The sequence below is a fragment of the Demequina activiva genome (assembly GCF_016862815.1).
Classification (GTDB): domain Bacteria; phylum Actinomycetota; class Actinomycetes; order Actinomycetales; family Demequinaceae; genus Demequina; species Demequina activiva.
This window is the reverse complement of record NZ_BONR01000002.1, coordinates 428,482-444,785: the sequence shown is the minus strand read 5'-3', so window position 1 is coordinate 444,785 and position 16,304 is coordinate 428,482. Positions and strand designations below refer to the sequence as shown.

17 protein-coding genes are annotated in these 16,304 nt (G+C 67.1%); 16 read left to right on the top strand and 1 reads right to left on the bottom strand.

Features of this window, described 5'->3' with window-relative positions; translation table 11 throughout:
* Nucleotides 1-95 precede the first annotated feature (95 nt).
* The 10 genes from Dac01nite_RS06900 to Dac01nite_RS06855 all read left to right on the top strand — a co-directional run bounded on the left by Dac01nite_RS06900 (nucleotide 96) and on the right by Dac01nite_RS06855 (nucleotide 9,940).
* Nucleotides 96-1,616, top strand: coding sequence for a type IV pilus twitching motility protein PilT (locus tag Dac01nite_RS06900; protein ID WP_239066557.1), 1,521 nt, complete (start codon nucleotides 96-98; stop codon nucleotides 1,614-1,616).
* 15 nt (nucleotides 1,617-1,631) lie between these two features.
* Nucleotides 1,632-2,861, top strand: a complete 1,230-nt coding sequence (locus Dac01nite_RS06895) for a type II secretion system F family protein (RefSeq protein WP_203654901.1) — start codon at nucleotides 1,632-1,634, stop codon at nucleotides 2,859-2,861.
* A 128-nt stretch (nucleotides 2,862-2,989) separates the two neighbouring features.
* Complete coding sequence (locus tag Dac01nite_RS06890; RefSeq protein ID WP_203654899.1) at nucleotides 2,990-3,391, top strand: prepilin-type N-terminal cleavage/methylation domain-containing protein; 402 nt, start codon at nucleotides 2,990-2,992, stop codon at nucleotides 3,389-3,391.
* Between the two features lie 90 nt (nucleotides 3,392-3,481).
* Complete coding sequence (locus Dac01nite_RS06885; protein WP_203654897.1) at nucleotides 3,482-3,913, top strand: type IV pilus modification PilV family protein; 432 nt, start codon at nucleotides 3,482-3,484, stop codon at nucleotides 3,911-3,913.
* Nucleotides 3,910-4,554: a type II secretion system protein gene (locus Dac01nite_RS06880; RefSeq protein WP_203654896.1), complete on the top strand. Its 645-nt coding sequence runs from the start codon at nucleotides 3,910-3,912 to the stop codon at nucleotides 4,552-4,554. Before Dac01nite_RS06885 ends, Dac01nite_RS06880 begins: the two co-directional genes overlap by 4 nt.
* Before the next feature lie 12 nt (nucleotides 4,555-4,566).
* On the top strand, nucleotides 4,567-6,432 hold the full coding sequence (locus tag Dac01nite_RS06875) for a hypothetical protein (protein ID WP_203654894.1): 1,866 nt from the start codon (nucleotides 4,567-4,569) through the stop codon (nucleotides 6,430-6,432).
* 11 nt (nucleotides 6,433-6,443) lie between these two features.
* On the top strand, nucleotides 6,444-7,217 hold the full coding sequence (locus tag Dac01nite_RS06870) for a prepilin peptidase (protein ID WP_239066556.1): 774 nt from the start codon (nucleotides 6,444-6,446) through the stop codon (nucleotides 7,215-7,217).
* Between the two features lie 61 nt (nucleotides 7,218-7,278).
* The gene (gene pilM, locus Dac01nite_RS06865) at nucleotides 7,279-8,337 is read left to right on the top strand and encodes a type IV pilus assembly protein PilM (RefSeq protein WP_203654890.1); all 1,059 of its coding nucleotides are present in this window, start codon (nucleotides 7,279-7,281) and stop codon (nucleotides 8,335-8,337) included.
* Complete coding sequence (locus Dac01nite_RS06860) at nucleotides 8,334-9,122, top strand: hypothetical protein (protein ID WP_203654881.1); 789 nt, start codon at nucleotides 8,334-8,336, stop codon at nucleotides 9,120-9,122. The genes pilM and Dac01nite_RS06860 overlap by 4 nt, the downstream gene beginning before the upstream one ends.
* Nucleotides 9,122-9,940, top strand: coding sequence for a hypothetical protein (locus tag Dac01nite_RS06855; protein ID WP_203654879.1), 819 nt, complete (start codon nucleotides 9,122-9,124; stop codon nucleotides 9,938-9,940). Before Dac01nite_RS06860 ends, Dac01nite_RS06855 begins: the two co-directional genes overlap by 1 nt.
* Before the next feature lie 104 nt (nucleotides 9,941-10,044).
* Here the strand turns inward: Dac01nite_RS06855 and Dac01nite_RS06850 are convergent, their stop codons facing one another.
* The gene (locus Dac01nite_RS06850; protein WP_203654877.1) at nucleotides 10,045-11,817 is read right to left on the bottom strand and encodes a hypothetical protein; all 1,773 of its coding nucleotides are present in this window, start codon (nucleotides 11,815-11,817) and stop codon (nucleotides 10,045-10,047) included.
* A gap of 85 nt (nucleotides 11,818-11,902) precedes the next feature.
* Here Dac01nite_RS06850 and aroC point away from each other — a divergent pair, with 85 nt between their 5' ends.
* The 6 genes from aroC to nusB all read left to right on the top strand — a co-directional run bounded on the left by aroC (nucleotide 11,903) and on the right by nusB (nucleotide 16,290).
* The gene (aroC, locus tag Dac01nite_RS06845; RefSeq protein ID WP_203654875.1) at nucleotides 11,903-13,087 is read left to right on the top strand and encodes a chorismate synthase; all 1,185 of its coding nucleotides are present in this window, start codon (nucleotides 11,903-11,905) and stop codon (nucleotides 13,085-13,087) included.
* The gene (locus tag Dac01nite_RS12115; RefSeq protein WP_239066555.1) at nucleotides 13,087-13,611 is read left to right on the top strand and encodes a shikimate kinase; all 525 of its coding nucleotides are present in this window, start codon (nucleotides 13,087-13,089) and stop codon (nucleotides 13,609-13,611) included. Before aroC ends, Dac01nite_RS12115 begins: the two co-directional genes overlap by 1 nt.
* Complete coding sequence (gene aroB, locus Dac01nite_RS06840) at nucleotides 13,608-14,696, top strand: 3-dehydroquinate synthase (RefSeq protein WP_373307238.1); 1,089 nt, start codon at nucleotides 13,608-13,610, stop codon at nucleotides 14,694-14,696. The genes Dac01nite_RS12115 and aroB overlap by 4 nt, the downstream gene beginning before the upstream one ends.
* A gap of 54 nt (nucleotides 14,697-14,750) precedes the next feature.
* Nucleotides 14,751-15,194, top strand: coding sequence for a type II 3-dehydroquinate dehydratase (aroQ, locus tag Dac01nite_RS06835; protein ID WP_203654857.1), 444 nt, complete (start codon nucleotides 14,751-14,753; stop codon nucleotides 15,192-15,194).
* A 65-nt stretch (nucleotides 15,195-15,259) separates the two neighbouring features.
* Nucleotides 15,260-15,823 (top strand): elongation factor P, encoded by a 564-nt coding sequence (gene efp, locus Dac01nite_RS06830; RefSeq protein ID WP_203654855.1) that lies wholly within the window; start codon nucleotides 15,260-15,262, stop codon nucleotides 15,821-15,823.
* The gene (gene nusB / locus Dac01nite_RS06825) at nucleotides 15,823-16,290 is read left to right on the top strand and encodes a transcription antitermination factor NusB (RefSeq protein WP_203654853.1); all 468 of its coding nucleotides are present in this window, start codon (nucleotides 15,823-15,825) and stop codon (nucleotides 16,288-16,290) included. The genes efp and nusB overlap by 1 nt, the downstream gene beginning before the upstream one ends.
* The last annotated feature ends 14 nt before the right edge of the window (nucleotides 16,291-16,304 follow it).

Here is a 16,304-nt window from a genome sequence, read left to right as displayed (position 1 = left end):
CGATTTGTGGTGAAGCGCGTCATAGTGTGTGCCGATACCACTCTCACTGACGAGACGTCGCGGTTCCACGATCGCGGCGCACGGGAGGAACGACGATGACGCAGTTCATGCCGGAGGAGACTCCGCGACCGCCGCAGCAGCCTGCGCCAGCCGGCCAGCCGGCCGTCCAGCGACCTGCGCAGTCCGGTGTCCCGGGCTCGGCACCGATGTCCGGTTCCGTCCCGCAGGTGCCCTCGAACCACTTCGCCCCCGCTCAGCCGCAGCGACCGGCTCCCGCCCAGGCCATGCCGGGCCAGCCCGCTCCGTCACAGGCCATGCCCGGGCAGCAGGCACCGGGTCAGCCTGGTGCGGCGCCAGCGCAGCGCCAGCCCATGATGCCTCCGCGGCAGGCCGCGCCCGGCGCGCCTGCTCAGCCCGCGACGCCGGTCGCCGGCTCGCGTCCCACCACTGCATCCGCACCCACCTCGGGGACCATGCCGCAGGCTCAGCCGGCCGCGCACAAGCGCATCGGGATGAGTCAGGACGCGCAGGAAGGCGACCTCGACATCACAGAGGCGCTCCGCGGCATGCTCAAGCTGGGCGCCTCCGACCTCCACGTGACGAGCGGTGCGCCGCCCATGGTGCGCGTCGACGGAGGACTTCAGCCGCTGGAGGGCTTCGCCAAGCTCATGCCGGAGAGCCTGCAGCGCACGCTCTATCAGATCCTGACGCAGGCGCAGCGCGAGAAGTTCGAGGAGGAGCTGGAGCTGGACTTCTCGTACGCGCTGGTCGGCGAGGCGCGCTTCCGCGTCAACCTCTACCGTCAGCGTGAGTCCGTCGGCGCCGCGTTCCGCGTGATCCCCTACGAGATCAAGCCGCTGGAGTCTCTGGGCATCCCGCAGGCCGCCGCGAACTTCGCGACCCTGCCACGAGGCCTCGTGCTCGTGACGGGCCCCACCGGCTCAGGCAAGTCGACCACTCTGGCCTCCCTCGTGGACCTCGCCAACCGGTCCCGCTCCGGTCACATCATGACCGTGGAGGACCCCATCGAGTTCCTCCACCGCCACAAGCGCTCGCTGGTGAACCAGCGGGAGGTGGGCGCGGACACGAAGTCCTTCGGCCGCGCGCTCAAGCACGTGCTGCGCCAGGACCCAGACATCATCCTCATCGGCGAGATGCGCGACCTCGAGACCATCTCCGTCGCGCTGACCGCTGCCGAGACCGGTCACCTCGTGTTCGCCACCCTGCACACGCAGGACGCCGCGCAGACCATCGACCGCGTCATCGACGTGTTCCCGTCCGAGCAGCAGGGGCAGGTGCGCGTGCAGTTGGCGACCGCGATCCAGGGCGTGCTGTGCCAGACCCTGCTGCCGCGCGCAGACGGACCCGGCCGAGCTGTCGCCGTCGAGGTGATGGTCGCCACGCCGGCGATTCGCAACCTGATCCGCGAGGGGAAGACCCACCAGATCTACACCTCGCTGCAGGCAGGTGCGTCGCTGGGCATGCAGTCCATGGATCAGCACCTCGCGGAGCTGGTCAAGGCCGGCACCATCTCCTATGACGTGGCGGTCGAGATGTGTCACTCGTATGAAGAGTTCAACCGGCTGTGCGGGCGCGCTGGCGCTTCCAAGTACTAAGGGACGGTATCCACGATGGCGACGCCTACCAAGCAGTTCGAGTTCACTGCCCGCGACATGCAGGGAAAGACGCACAAGTCAACGATGGAGGCGCCCACCAGCGCTGCCGTCGCATCGCGACTGCGCGAGAAGGGGCTCACACCGCTGCAGGTCGCTGAGACCGGTGGCAAGGGTCTGAACACCGAGCTGACGATCCCTGGCATGGGGGAGAAGATCGGGCTCAAGGACATCGCGATCCTCTCGCGTCAGCTCGCCACCATGATCTCCTCAGGTCTGTCGCTCCTGCGATCGCTGTCGATCCTTGCCGAGCAGACGGAGAACAAGGCCCTGCAGAAGGTCGTGGCCGAGGTCCGCGGTGATGTCGAGACGGGCCAGTCGTTCTCGAAGTCCCTGGGCCGGCACCCGCAGGTCTTCCCGCCCATCATGATCAACATGGTCAAGGCGGGTGAGGTAGGCGGATTCCTGGACACGGTGCTGGTCTCGATCGCCGAGAACTTCGAGAACGAGGTCAAGCTGCGCGGGAAGATCAAGTCCGCGATGACCTACCCCGTGGTGGTGTTCTTCATCGCGATCCTCGCGACAGCCGCGATGCTGATCTTCATCGTGCCCGTGTTCGCGGATATGTTCGAGGGACTCGGGGGAGAGCTGCCGTTCGCGACGCAGATACTGGTCTACGCCTCCAACATCATGAAGATCGGTGCGGTGCCGCTGATCATCGCCCTCATCATGTTCGGCGTGTGGTGGGGCAAGAACAAGCACAAGGAGAGCGTGCGCCGCAAGTATCAGCCGGCGTTCCTCAAGGCACCCGTGTTCGGTCCGCTCGTGCAGAAAATCGCGGTCGCGCGCTTCTCACGCAACTTCGGCTCGATGGTCCGCTCCGGCGTGCCGATCCTCCAGGCGCTCGACATCGTGGGCCAGGCCTCAGGCAACATCGTCATCGAGGATGCCACACGCGCTGTGCAGCAGTCGGTGCGCAAGGGCGAGTCGCTGGCGAAGCCTCTCTCGCAGCATCCTGTCTTCCCGCCCATGGTCGTCCAGATGATCGCGGTGGGCGAGGACACGGGTGCGCTGGACGAGATGCTCGACAAGATCGCGGACTTCTACGACCAAGAAGTGGAATCCACCACAGAGCAATTGACCAGCCTGATCGAGCCCATCATGATCGCAGTGCTGGGAGGCATGATCGGCGGAATGGTCATCGCTCTCTACATGCCGATCTTCAAGGTCTTCGACCTGATCGGATAACTACACACAGACGTGGCTGAGGGCCCCAGGTGTCTACTGGGCGTGACGTGAGTCTCCTCGGCCGTGACCGGACTCACATCCGTGGGTTCGGGCTTGAAAGAGAAAACAAGACACCGAAAGGCATCACCATGATTGCACGCATCCAGAAGCGCATGCAGGAGAAGCTCGAGGGCACCGACAAGGGCTTCACGCTCGTCGAGCTCCTCGTGGTCATCATCATCATCGGCATCCTCGCCGCCATCGCCATCCCGCTGTACCTGAACCAGCAGGCGAAGGCCAAGGACTCGGCCGCTCAGTCGGACCTCAAGAACGCTCAGATCGAGGTCGCGAGCGCGCTCGTCGAGAACCCGACCGCGACCTCCGTGACGATCTCGGGCTTCACCACCTCGCCCGGTGTGAGCTGGGCCACGAGCTCGGTGACCGTGACCGGTGGTGGCTTCTGCATCGGCGCCTCGGTCGCCGGTGGAGACATCGAGGACTGGTCGATCGACGCTGACGGCACCCTGCACGAGGGTTCCACCTCCTGCTAATCGCAGGTGAGTGAAACTGCGGTGGGGTCGGGAGTGCATATTCCCGATCCCACCGCAGCCGCGTATTCTGAGAAGGCTGAGGGGAGTGAGATGAAGAGCAACGGCAAGGACGACGGCTTCGGCCTGACCGAGATCATGGTCTCGATGCTGCTCCTGGCGATCGTGATGATGGCCATCCTCTCCCTCCTCATCACCGCCATCACCGCGGTGGGCGAGTCATCCACGCGTGCGAGCGCCACGGAGCTGGCGACCCAACGCATGGAGGTGGCGCGGGCGAAGGCCGCAACCGGCGACTGCGACAACGTGCGCGATGCTGTCGAGGCGACCGAGACCGTCGTCGACGGCCGTGGCGTGCCGTTGGAGATCACCGGGACGCTCACGAACTGCGTGCAGACCGGCCCGGACCCCAAGCTCGAGCCCAAGCTCGCGCTGGTCACGGTCGTGGTCACGCCTCAAGTGGCGGACCTCGAGGTGGCTGACATCACGCTCACGTCCAACATCTACGTGAAGTTCGACGCATGATGCGGCATTCACGTCGGCTCGACGACGATGGCTTCACGCTCGCGGAGCTGATCGTCTACTCATTGCTGCTCATCATGATCATGGGCATCGCAGCGACACTGTTCATCCGCGTCATCACCGTGCAGCGCGACACCATCGATGCGGCCCATGCGAACAACATCGCGCAGGTGACGTTCAAGGAGGTCGAGGCGGACCTTCGCAACGCGGCCTTCACCGAGGTCGCGGACGACGGCCAGCTCATGGTGACCCAGTCGCGCATCGCCACGAATGCCGATGCCGCGAGCAGCACCTGGGTGTGCGTGGGCTACTACATGTCCGACTCGGACGGCGAGCTCCGCCGCTACATCGGCGCGGACGGCGCGCCCACGCGCGCCGCTCTCACGGCGGCGGCGAGCGGATCCGCTGCCGGAGCGACGTCGACGTGGCCCGTGGTCCGCGATGGGTTCAGCGAGGGAAGCTCCTCGCGAGCATTCGGGGTCGCGGATGGTCTGATCGACACGAGCACCGACGGCGTCCTGGGCGTGTCGAAGCTGCTGCGCATCAACCTTGCCGTCGACACCGAGAACGGGCACAAGCCCGTGGAATTCAGCAAGAGCATCACCGTACGACCGCAGGGCAACACCGTCCCTGCCTGCAACTGAGGACGTGACACGATGATGGATCGCAACCGTTCCTGGCGAGAGTCCGACGAGGGCGTCGCCATGGTCATGGTGCTGGGGATCATGCTCGTAGGCGCCGTCATCATGACCACGGTGGCCGCCGCCACCATGTTCACGGTGGAGCGCACGCAGCAGACTCGCGTCGAGGAGCGCGCCTACGCGAGCGCCGACGCGGGCATCGATCTCATCTTCACGAGCCTCGAGGGGCTTCAGTACGACGAGCTCTCCTCGATCTGCTCGAACAACAGCCTCGTCATGAACGGCGACGATGTCGCACTGGCCTATGAGTTCACCGTCTCGGACGGCACCACCACGTCGACCAAGGCGTGCCCGGGGCCGGGCGACCTGACCACGAGGCTGGTGGTGACCGCGACGGCGACCACCCCGCCCGTCGTGCTGGATGGCGACCCGGTGCAGCGCACCGTCGCCGCGAGCTTCTCGCCCACGATCCCGCCGGGCATCCTCGACAAGGCGCTGTTCTCCGAGGCGACCCTGACGATGCGCAACAACACGGACCTGCTCGAGAGCACCGTCAACGCTCGTGACGCGCACGTCTACTCCAACGGCGGCATCACCTGCTCGACGAACGAGCACATCGAGGGCTCCATCGTCGCTGCGCATGGCGACGTGAGGCTCGAGAACACCTGCGACATCTTCAGTGACGTCTGGGCATCGGGGAGCGTCATCATCGATTCCTCGGGCGCGGACATCGACGGCAACGTCTACGCTGCGGGAGACGCCGCCGAGTGGGGCATCGCGATCAAGAACTCCGGTTCGCGGATCACCGGTTCGGCCCTCACGAACGGCGGCATCCTCCTGCAGAACTCGAAGGCACCGCAGGGCGGCATCGGAGGCATCGCCTTCTCCTTCCTGCATGGCTTCAAGTCGCAGCAGGCCACCATCGACGGCAGTCTGTACGTCCAGACGGGCGTCGAGATGGAGGCGACCAGAATCTCCAAGGATGTCATCGTGCGGTCAGGCAACCTGTCGGTACGCAACAACCAGGCGTATGTCGATGGCCAGGCATGGGCGTCCGGTGCCATTCACCCCCAGCTCAACATCACGCCCGCGAACCGACACCCCGGCATGGCCGTGGGAACCCCGGATCCCTCCAACCCCTCCACCGCGAGCGCGTCCTTCAATGACGCAGTGGGCTACCCCAGCCGCATCCAGGCGCCGCGACGCGTGCCCATGGACCAGATCACCATGACGGCCGCAGACATCTCGCGGTGGACCGACGATGCCGGGTACACCCTCGTCACTGCCACCGATTGCAGCACCGCTGGCTCGACCGCGATCGTCAACAACGCGGGGACCGTGGTGGGACCCCGACTGATCATCTTCAACTGCCCACCCAACACCCCGGTTCAGTTCGACAACGCGAACCTGGTGCTCACGTCGGACGTGGCAATGGTGTCGAACACAGGGTTCCGCTCGCGCAACGACCTGCGTGTGCGCTCGGCAGACGGCTCCGAGCGTCTTCTCTACTGGATCGTGCCCGCCGACGCTCCCGGCGTCTCGTGGGCCACGGGAACCTTCACCCAGGGGCAGGAGACGCCCACATGCTCGGACAACGGTTCCGACGGCTGGGCGGACGGCAGCATCTGGATGGCGAAGTTCCAGAACATTCAGGACGTGGCGCAACTGATCTACACGCCCTGCAAGTTCGAGTCTCAGAACTCCATCCCGGCGTCGTCCGATCCCTTCAAGGGTCAGGTCTACGCGGGGTCGTTGGCGCAGACCAACGGTTGGGAGCAGGAGATGTTCTCCATGCCCGTGCCGTCGCTCGTGACGACCGTTCCCGACCTCGATGATGAGGCCGACATGCGGCTGAGCTCGCGGTTCGACATTCGCGGGTGACAAGCGCTTTGGTGGTCGCACTCTGCACGGTGCTCGGACTGCTCCTCGGGTCGTTCGCGAACGTCGTGATCTACCGCGTGCCGGCAGGCCTGTCGGTGGTGTCGCCTCCCAGCGCGTGCCCGTCGTGTGGGGGGCGGATCCGCCCCCAGCACAACGTCCCCGTCATCGGGTGGCTGTGGCTGCGTGGCAGGTGCGCGGACTGCTCGGCACCCATCAGTGGTCGCTATCCGTTGGTGGAGCTCGCGATGGGCGTGATCTTCGGCGCGGTCGCCTGGGGCGCCGGTGTGACGTGGGCGCTGCCCTTGCTGCTCACCTTGGCCTTCTTCAGCGTGGTCCTGACGCTGGTGGATCTCGACACCATGCGGCTGCCGGACGCCCTCACGCTTCCCTTCGCGATCATCGCTGGGGTCCTCATCGTGGCGGCAGCAGCCGTGTCAGGGGACTGGTGGAGTGCAGCGCGTGCACTGGCCGGCGCGGCCGTGCTCGGCGCCTTCTACTTCGCCGCAGTGCTGGTGTATCCGAAGGGCATGGGGCTGGGCGATGTCAAGCTGGCCTTCATCCTCGGTGGCGTTCTCGCGTGGCTCGGTTGGGCCGAGCTGGCCGTCGGAGGGTTCGCTGCGTTCGTGTGGGGTTCGATCGTGGGCGTGGGCGCGATGATCGTGGCTCGCCGGGCCACGGGTGTGCGCATTCCGTTCGGGCCGTGGATGTTCGCTGGGGCGTGGACAGGGGTGATCTTGGGGCCGCCGATCGCCGAGTGGTACCTGAGTGTGACGGGTCTCTCATGAGCCTTGAGTCTTCCGACAAGGGTGCCGATACTTCACCTGAAACATTAAAGGAGGGGCCGCTGTGGCGACCAGACAAGTAGCGATCGACGTGGGAGCGACCGTCGTGCGCGTGGCAGAGGTCGAGCTGCGCGGCGGCGACGATCCTCGAGCCGGAGCGGCGCTCACGGCGTACGCCGAGCGCGCACTTCCGGCTGGCGTCATGCGTGAGGGGCAGGTCGAGGAGCCTGGCGCCTTCTCGAGCGCCGTCAAGGAGGCTCTGAGCGCCGCGAAGGTGAAGCCGAAGAAGGCGATCCTGGCGATCGGCCACCCGAGCGTGGTGGTGCGCGAGGTGGACGTGCCCACCCAATCGATGAGCGAGGTCAGGGCGTCGCTCGCGTTCCACGTTCAGGACTCGCTCCCGATGGCCGTCGACGACGCGCTGTTGGACTTCTACCCGAGCGTCGAGATCGAGACGCAGTCGGGACCCATGCTCCGCGGTCTGCTGGTCGCGGCGCCTCGCGAGTTCGTGCGCGGCCTCATCTCCGGTCTCGATGAAGCGGGCATCGGTCCCGCACGCATCGACCACAAGGCATTCGCACTCTGGCGGGGCACCGTGCGTGGTGAGCTCATGACGTCCAACGTCGCCACGGTGGATGTGGGCGCGGAGACCACGACGGTGGTGGTCTCGCAGCACGGATCCCCACGACTCGTGCGAGTGCTTCCCCAGGGTGGTTCGGACGCGACCAAGGCCATCGCGAGCGCCTTCAAGGGCGCGTCGATCGACGCTGAGGCACTCAAGTTCCAGATCGGCATGAACCCTAACGTCGGCACGGAGCAGCGCCCCGTCGCCGAGGCCGTGGCTCATGTCATGTCGCCTCTGATCGACTCGATTCGCAACACGCTCGTGTACTTCGCCTCGTCCAACCCGGGCGCGGGCGCGGAGCGCATCGTGCTCTCCGGCGGTGGAGCGTACATGGCGGGCTTCGGCCAGGCACTCTCGAGTGCTACGCGCCTGCCGGTGATGATCGGCGACCCTATGCAAGGAGCGGTGGTGTCCAAGAAGGTCGACGCCCAGCAGTTTCGAGGCCGTGAGGCAACGCTCGCGACGGTCGTCGGACTCGCGATGGGAGGTGCGGCGTGAACGAGCTTGCCAAGCGCATCGGCGCGTCACCGCTGCCGGCCGTCAATCTGATACCCAAGGACATCGCAGAGAAGCGGGCCTTGCGGGCCGTGCAGGTCACCGCGCTGTTCGCGGTGCTCATCGCCATCGGTGTCGTAGCGGTCGCGTGGTTCCTGGCATGGGGCGCGCGCGGGCTCGCGCAGGACAACGTCGATGACGCTGTTGCCGCTGAAGCTGAGGCGATCGCGGAGCGGGATGCGAAGGTCGTCGTGTACGAGGCCTACCGTGAGCGAGAGGAGCAGGAGTTCGGGCTCGCGCAGGTGGGCTACGGAGAGATTGCCTATTCCGCTCTGTCCTCCTCGATCCTCGCGACGGCGGACGAGGACACCAGCTTCGACAGCGTGGCGTTCTTCGGCCCCAGCGCTCAGGGGCTCGGCAACGTCATCGTCGACCCGGTGGTCGGAGGGGGAGTGGGAACCGTCGAGTTCATCTCCCGTGCTCTGTCTCTCGAGGACGCGAACGCGCATCTCGAGCGCATCGAGGCTCTTCCTGGGATCGCCAACGTCTCTGCGACGACCGAGGCCTACGGCACCGACGGAGCTGACGTGTTCTGGCTCGTCACCGGACGAGCGGTGCTCACGGAAGGCGTCCTCACTGGTCGCCTGGTGCCTGAGGATTCCGTGACAGGAATCTCGGTGGGTGAGGTCATCGTCGCCGTAGACCCAGGCGTCGCACCTTCGCCCGAGCCGAGCGCTGAGCCCAGCCCGTCCGCCGCCGCGGAGGAGACTACGGAGGAGGAGGGCTGATGCTCAACTCGAAGTACGCACCCATCATCGCGCTGACCGTCGTCGCGATCATCATCGTCCTGGCGCTGGGATGGTTCCTCGCCGTGAGCCCGCAGATCAAGCAGACTGGGGAGCTCGCGGACCGAGCCGAGGAGGTCGAGGGGAACACGGTGCTCATCGAGACTGCCTCCGCTCAGTTGGACGCCTACGCAAGCGAGTTGGAGGCTGCCCCGGACTACTCGGACGCGGTCGCACTCAACGCTCCTTCCGTCTTCGACGAGCCGGTCATCCGGGCCCGACTGGCGACAGCGGTCGAGGAGTCGGGCGTGGAGATCGTGAGTCTGAGCCAGGCGGGAAGTGCCACGGTCGAGGGTTGGACCGTCGCGCCAGGGGCACTCGTCTCGACGCAGATCGCAGGCCTCTTCGTGACCGGGCCGTTGCCTGAGACCGGCGAGACCTCCGAGTTCCAGCCTGCTGTGACGCCGCCCACCGCCGACGTCGTCGTCACCGACGGCCTGGTCGAGGTCGCCGTCACGCTGAGCGTGGCGGGGACGCCTGAGGAGGCGCTCGAGTTCTTCGAGCTCCTGGCCGACCCTGCTCAACAGCTGTTCCAGCTGTACAACGTGCAGCTCGAGGCTCGCCAGTCGGATTCTTCACCGCTCACCGGTGTCTCGCAATCCGCAGATGGAGATGTGCAGGTGACCGCCACCGGAGCGTTCTATCTCCAGAATCCGGACTACACCGTGGTCGACGAAGGCGTGCTCGAGCCCGCTCCACTGACAGGCGACTCTCCCTTCGCGGAGGTAGGCGGGGCGGACCCGCAGCCGGGCGCAAGCTAGGCGCAAGCGGGCGGCCGGGCCCATCGTGAAGCTCGCCCGCCCGCCCGCCTTGCGTGCGAAGCCGCCGCAGCCACCGGTGGCTGCGGCGGCGCCCTCCGGGCGCGTCAGCCGGCGGGGGTGGGTGCGTCGACCAGCAGTCCGGCCTCGCTGAGCGAGTCCTGGAGATCGCCGGGGTAGATCCAGTACCCGAGACCGGCATAGTCACCCTCGGGCAGGAGCTTTGCCCCCGCCTGTGCCGGAACGGGATTGCCGATCGTCGTCAGCACCACGTCGGGATGAGGCAGACCTTCGCCGACGGCGATGAGGGTCAGCCTGCGAGGGGTGTTCCAGAACACATAGAAGTTGGTGCCCTCGGCATACGTGATGTCAGCTCCGACCGTGACGTCCGCGGGGAGGTAGGCGCTTGCTTCGCCGAGCGCTGCGGTCTCACGGTAGTAGTCGTCGCGGGGATCGATCCGGGTCGCGTCGTTCGCGAGTGAGAGCGCGCCCCAATACAGCGCGAGGACGAGGATCCCTGCGGAGCGCACCCACGATGCGATGACGACCAGCAGCGCCACCAGGACGGTCGCTCCGCAGATCAGAGCCCACGGCTCCGACTCTCCCGCGATGATCGTGTCGAGGCTCAAGTAGTGCGAGACACCCGGAACGTGGATATCGATGAAGTACCCGCCCACCGGCATGCGCGGAACGGTGAGCACGAGGAACACGATGCTCACGGCGGCCGTGATGAGCACCACAGCGGCCGACAGTGCGGCCCACCTCACCCTGACGAGTGCCGCCGCTCCGATCACTGCCAGCAGCACGAACGCCTGCTCGGCGTAGCGTCCGTAGAACCATGTGTCGAGTCGGGTGAACGGGCCCTCGGACGGCGAGCGTTGCATCTGCGTCAAGGTCAGCACGATCGCCAGCGTCGTGATTCCCGTGACGAGCCACGCGATCGGATCGTGCCGCAGCCGCCGGGCGAGCAGGAGAACGCCAAGGGCCGCCACGGCCGGCCAGGCTGCCACGGCGTACCACGAGACGCCCGCGAGAGAGGCGATCACGTCCTCCCACGTGCGGCTCTCGGAGCCGGAGAGCACATCGGCCACCCGGTCGTCGCCGTAGTAGAGCCGCGCGGTGATCCACCGATAGAGGAGATAGGAAGCGGCTGAGACGCTCGTCGCGATGATGCCGGCGACCAGTCCCACGGCTGCGCGTCGCCACAGCCACCACACGCACCACAGACCGCAGGCGAGTGCGACGGTCGCGCCCCTGCCGTGGGCCAGAGGGGCAGCGCCTGCCACGAGTCCGAACAAGGCGGCGTTCAGGAGGGTTGGTGACCGCAGCACGCGGATGGCGAGTGCGACCGCTGAAGCAGTGACCAGGATCAGCAGGTTCTCCGACATGACGTAGTTGCTCGGGATCGTGCGCGCGGGAGCCAGAGAGATCACAGCAGCGATGACCACGGCTCCCGAGGCAGACGCGCCCGCCCACCGAGCCACGTTCGACAGGGGCCAGATCGACAGCACAGCGGTGGCCACACCGAGTGCAAGCGCCACCTGATAGACCACGAAGGGGTCATCAGTCAGCGCCCAGACCGGTGCGAGCATGAGCCCGACGCCCGGCATGTACCCGTTGCCGATGAGCGACCAGTTCTGTCCCGAGTCGGCGATGACCCTTCCATTGCCCATGGTGCCGATCTCGTCGGGTCCGAAGATCGGCCCTATCGAGCCCCATGCGACGGAGGCGTGTATCGCGGCAGCGACGAGCACCGACGCGACAGCGACCCAGGCTGGAGGCACCCACGCACGGTCCGATTGGCGAGTCGACGCGGCGAGCCACCAGCCCTTGATCCTCGCACCGGCTGTATCGAGCGAGTGCGTCACCGGCGTCGTCATGCGCAGAGCGTAGCAACCGATTCAGACGGGGCCCCGCGCATCGCCATGGGCATCCGCGTCGTAGCCCTCTGGCACAATGACAGCCATGCTCAGATGGCTCACCGCAGGCGAATCCCATGGTCCGGCACTGGTCGGCACCCTCGAAGGACTTCCGGCCGGCGTCCAGGTGACGACGGCCGATGTGCAGGCGGCGCTCGCCCGACGACGACTCGGCTACGGTCGTGGAGCGCGGATGTCCTTCGAGAAGGACCAGGTGACGTTCCTCGGCGGCGTCCGACACGGCGTCAGCCAGGGCGGCCCGGTCGCGATCCAGGTCGGCAACACCGAGTGGCCCAAGTGGGAGACCGTGATGAGCGCCGACCCCGTCGACCCGGCCGAGCTCACGGGCGCTCGCTCCGCCGCGCTCACGCGCCCGCGCCCCGGTCATGCCGATCTGGTCGGCATGACCAAGTATGGCTTCGACGACGCGCGACCTGTCCTCGAGAGGGCGTCTGCGCGAGAGACGGCAGCCCGCGTGGCTCTCGGGACCGTTGCGGAGGCACTCCTCGAGCAGGCGGCCGGCATCCGTCTGGTGGCTCACACCGTGCAGGTCGGCCCCATCAGCGTCCCCGATGATGCGCCGCTGCCGCCGGCAGACGCGACGCCGCAGCTCGACGAGGACCCCATCCGCTGCTACCACGGCGAGACCTCCGCGCGCATGGTCGAGGAGATCGACGCCTGCCAGAAGGACGGCGACACGCTCGGCGGGGTGGTCGAGGTGGTCGCGTACGGCCTGCCTGTTGGCCTGGGAAGTCACGTCCATTGGGATCGACGTCTGGACTCGCGTCTCGCCGCCGCCCTGATGGGCATTCAGGCGATCAAGGGCGTCGAGGTGGGTGATGGCCTGCGGACGGCCGCGCGACGTGGCTCCGAGGCGCACGACGAGATCGAGTACCGCGAAGGCGGTGTGGCGCGACGGACCAACAGGGCCGGTGGCGTCGAGGGCGGCATGACCAATGGCGAGCCGCTGCGCGTGCGTGCGGCGATGAAGCCCATCAGCACCGTTCCGCGTGCGCTCGACACGATCGACACAGCATCGGGCGAGGCGGCGAAGGCGATTCATCAGCGCAGCGACGTGTGCGCCGTTGCTCCCGCTGCCGTGGTGGCGCAGGCGATGGTGGCCCTCACGCTGGCCGATGCGCTGGTGGAGAAGTTCGGCGGTGACTCCGTGGACGAGCTGAGGCGCAACATCGCGTCCTACACGGCCGCGATCCCGGAGCAGCTGCGCTGATGGCGCAGCCACGCCTCGTCCTCATCGGGCCGCCCGGGTCTGGCAAGTCCTCGGTGGGGCGTCGCCTCGCGGAGTTGACCGGACTCGGATGGCGCGACACGGACGCGGATGTCGCGACCCTGTCCGGCAGGTCCATCTCGGACATCTTCCTCGACGAGGGCGAGCAGGCGTTCCGAACGTTGGAGAGGGCCGCCGTCGTAGCGGCGCTCTCCGAGCACGACGGCGTGCTGTCGCTCGGTGGCGGAGCCGTGCTCGACCCGGCGACACGGGACGAGCTTCGCTCGTATGTCGACGCAGGCGGCTGCATGGTGTTCCTCGACGTCTCGCTCTCCGCCGCGGCCCCGCGCGTTGGATTCAACCGATCGCGTCCGCTGCTCGTGGGCAACCCTCGACAGCAGTGGAAGGCGCTCATGGACCACAGACGCCCACTGTACGAGGAGCTCGCAACGGTCACCGTGCTCACGGACGCACTCTCGGTGGACGAGGTGGCCACGTCGATCCTCGAGCTGGAGGCACACCAGTGAGCGCCGTTGTCGAGGTCACGTCCGCCGCGCCGTACTCGGTGACCGTCGGGACCGACCTCCTTGAATCGGCCGTCGACGCACTACCGGAGGCGGCCTCGCGGGTGCTGATCGTGCACTCCGCCCCTCTCCGCATTCGTGCCGATGCGCTCCGCGTCCTGATCGAGGCCTCGGGCCGGACCCCCGTGCTGGCGGAGGTCCCCGACGCAGAGGCGGGGAAGACCGCCGAGGTCGCGGCCTTCTGCTGGCAGGTCCTCGGAAAGTCCGATTTCACTCGTACGGACGTGGTGATGGGTCTGGGCGGGGGAGCGGTCACCGATCTCGCCGGGTTCGTCGCTGCCACATGGCTGCGTGGCGTCGCCGTGGTGCAACTGCCGACCACGGTGCTGGCGATGGTGGATGCCGCAGTGGGAGGCAAGACCGGCATCAACACGACCGAGGGCAAGAACCTCGTGGGCTCGTTCCACGAGCCTGCAGCCGTGTGGTGCGATCTCGACATGCTGCGCACGCTTCCCGCGAACGACAGGGTGGCTGGTCTTGCCGAGGTGGTGAAGGGTGGCTTCATCGCTGACGCGCGCATCCTCGAGCTCATAGAGGAGCACGCGGCGGCGCTGAGCGCTGCCGATCTCGACGACGCCACGCTCGCGGTTCTCGAGGAGCTCATCACGCGCAAGATCCAGGTCAAGGCCGATGTGGTGGCTGCGGACCTCAAGGAGTCGCACCTGCGAGAGATCCTCAACTACGGCCACACCTTCGGTCACGCGATCGAGTACACCGAGCGCTACCAGTGGCGCCACGGAGCCGCAGTGTCAGTCGGCATGGTCTTCGCCGCCGAGCTTGCGCGACTGGCGGGCAGGCTCGACGACGCCTCGGTGGACCGCCACCGCGAGATCCTGACATCGCTGGGCCTGCCCGTCACGTATCAGGGCAACCGGTGGGACGCCCTGCAGACCGCGATGCGGCGCGACAAGAAGACCCGCGGCGACATGCTGCGGTTCGTGATCCTTGCGGGCATCGGCAACCCCGTGCGCCTCGAAGGGCCGGATCCCTCGCTGCTGCTGAGCGCGTACGACGCCGTCTCCGGGTGACGGCCCGGCGCGCGCATCGGCCGTCCGCCGCCCCCCGCCGCTAGGGTGACGTTCATGACCTCCGTGCTCATCGTCAACGGCCCCAACCTCAATAGGCTGGGCACCCGGGAACCTGACACGTACGGCAGCACCTCGTACGTCGATCTCGTGGCGCTGTGCATGCAATGGGGGAGCGACCTGGGCCTTGAGGCCGTGGTGCGGCAGACCAACGACGAGTCAGAGCTCGTGGGCTGGATGCATGACGCGGTGGACGAACGTCAGCACGTGATCCTGAACCCCGCGGCGTTCACCCACTACTCGTACGCGCTGCGTGACGCCTGTGCGTTGGTGACGAGCGCGCGGCTCGCGTTGATCGAGGTTCACCTCACGAATCCGCACGCACGTGAAGAGTTTCGGCACACCTCGGTGGTGTCCGCTGTCGCGACAGGAACGATCGCCGGGTTCGGCACGGATTCGTACCGCTTGGCGCTCGAGGCCCTGGCCGCCCGCCTGGGATAGAATCGTCGACGGCCTGCGCGCGGCGAGCGCGCTGCACCAACGTACGCAACCGATAGGACACACCCGTGGCGACCTCGAACGACATCAAGAATGGCTCCGTGCTCAACCTCGACGGGAATCTGTGGTCCGTCATCGAGTTCCAGCACGTGAAGCCCGGCAAGGGCGGCGCGTTCGTCCGCACCAAGATGAAGAACGTGCTGTCCGGCAAGGTGGTCGACAAGACGTTCAACGCCGGCACCAAGGTGGATTTCGAGACGGTGGACCGCCGGTCGATGCAGTACCTGTACAACGACGGCGCCGGCTACGTCTTCATGGATCCCGACACCTTCGACCAGGTGACGGTGACCCCCGAGGTGATGGGCGACGCGACGGACTACCTGCTTGAGAGCCAGCAGGCCACCATCGGCTCGCACAACGGCAACCCCATCTTCCTGGAGCTGCCCGCGTCCGTGGTGCTCGAGGTGACCTACACCGAGCCCGGACTGCAGGGCGACCGCTCGTCGGGCGGTACCAAGCCCGCCACTCTGGAGACCGGCAAGGAGATCCAGGTACCGCTGTTCCTCGAGGCCGGCACCAAGGTCAAGGTCAACACGGAGTCCGGCGACTACCTGGGCCGCGTCAACGACTAGTGGGCGCCCGCACCAAGGCGCGCAAGCGCGCTCTCGACGTGCTCTTCGAGGCGGAGCAGCGCGGCGACAACGTGCTCGCCGTCCTGGACCGGCGCCTCCTGGAGTCCGGTCGTGAGACGCCGTTGCCGCCGTACAGCGCCCAGATCGTGCGCGGCGTGGTGTCGCAGTGGCGCGAGCTCAATGCGCTGATCGAGGACGCGAGCCCCGACTGGCCCATGAAGCGCATGCCGGCGGTGGACCGCAACCTTCTGCGGCTGGCCGCGTGGGAGATCCTCAGCAACGAGGAGGTCTCCGTGGCGGTCGCCATCGACGAGGCCGTGGAGCTGGCACGCGACCTGAGCACGGACGACTCGCCGCGCTTCGTCAACGGCGTGCTGGGCCGGATCGCGCGCGACGCTCCCAACATCGCTGCGGCCGAGGCGCCCGCCGAGTCGGGCGACGAGGAGGCCGGGCCTCAGGTAGGCTGACGACCGCACGCAGA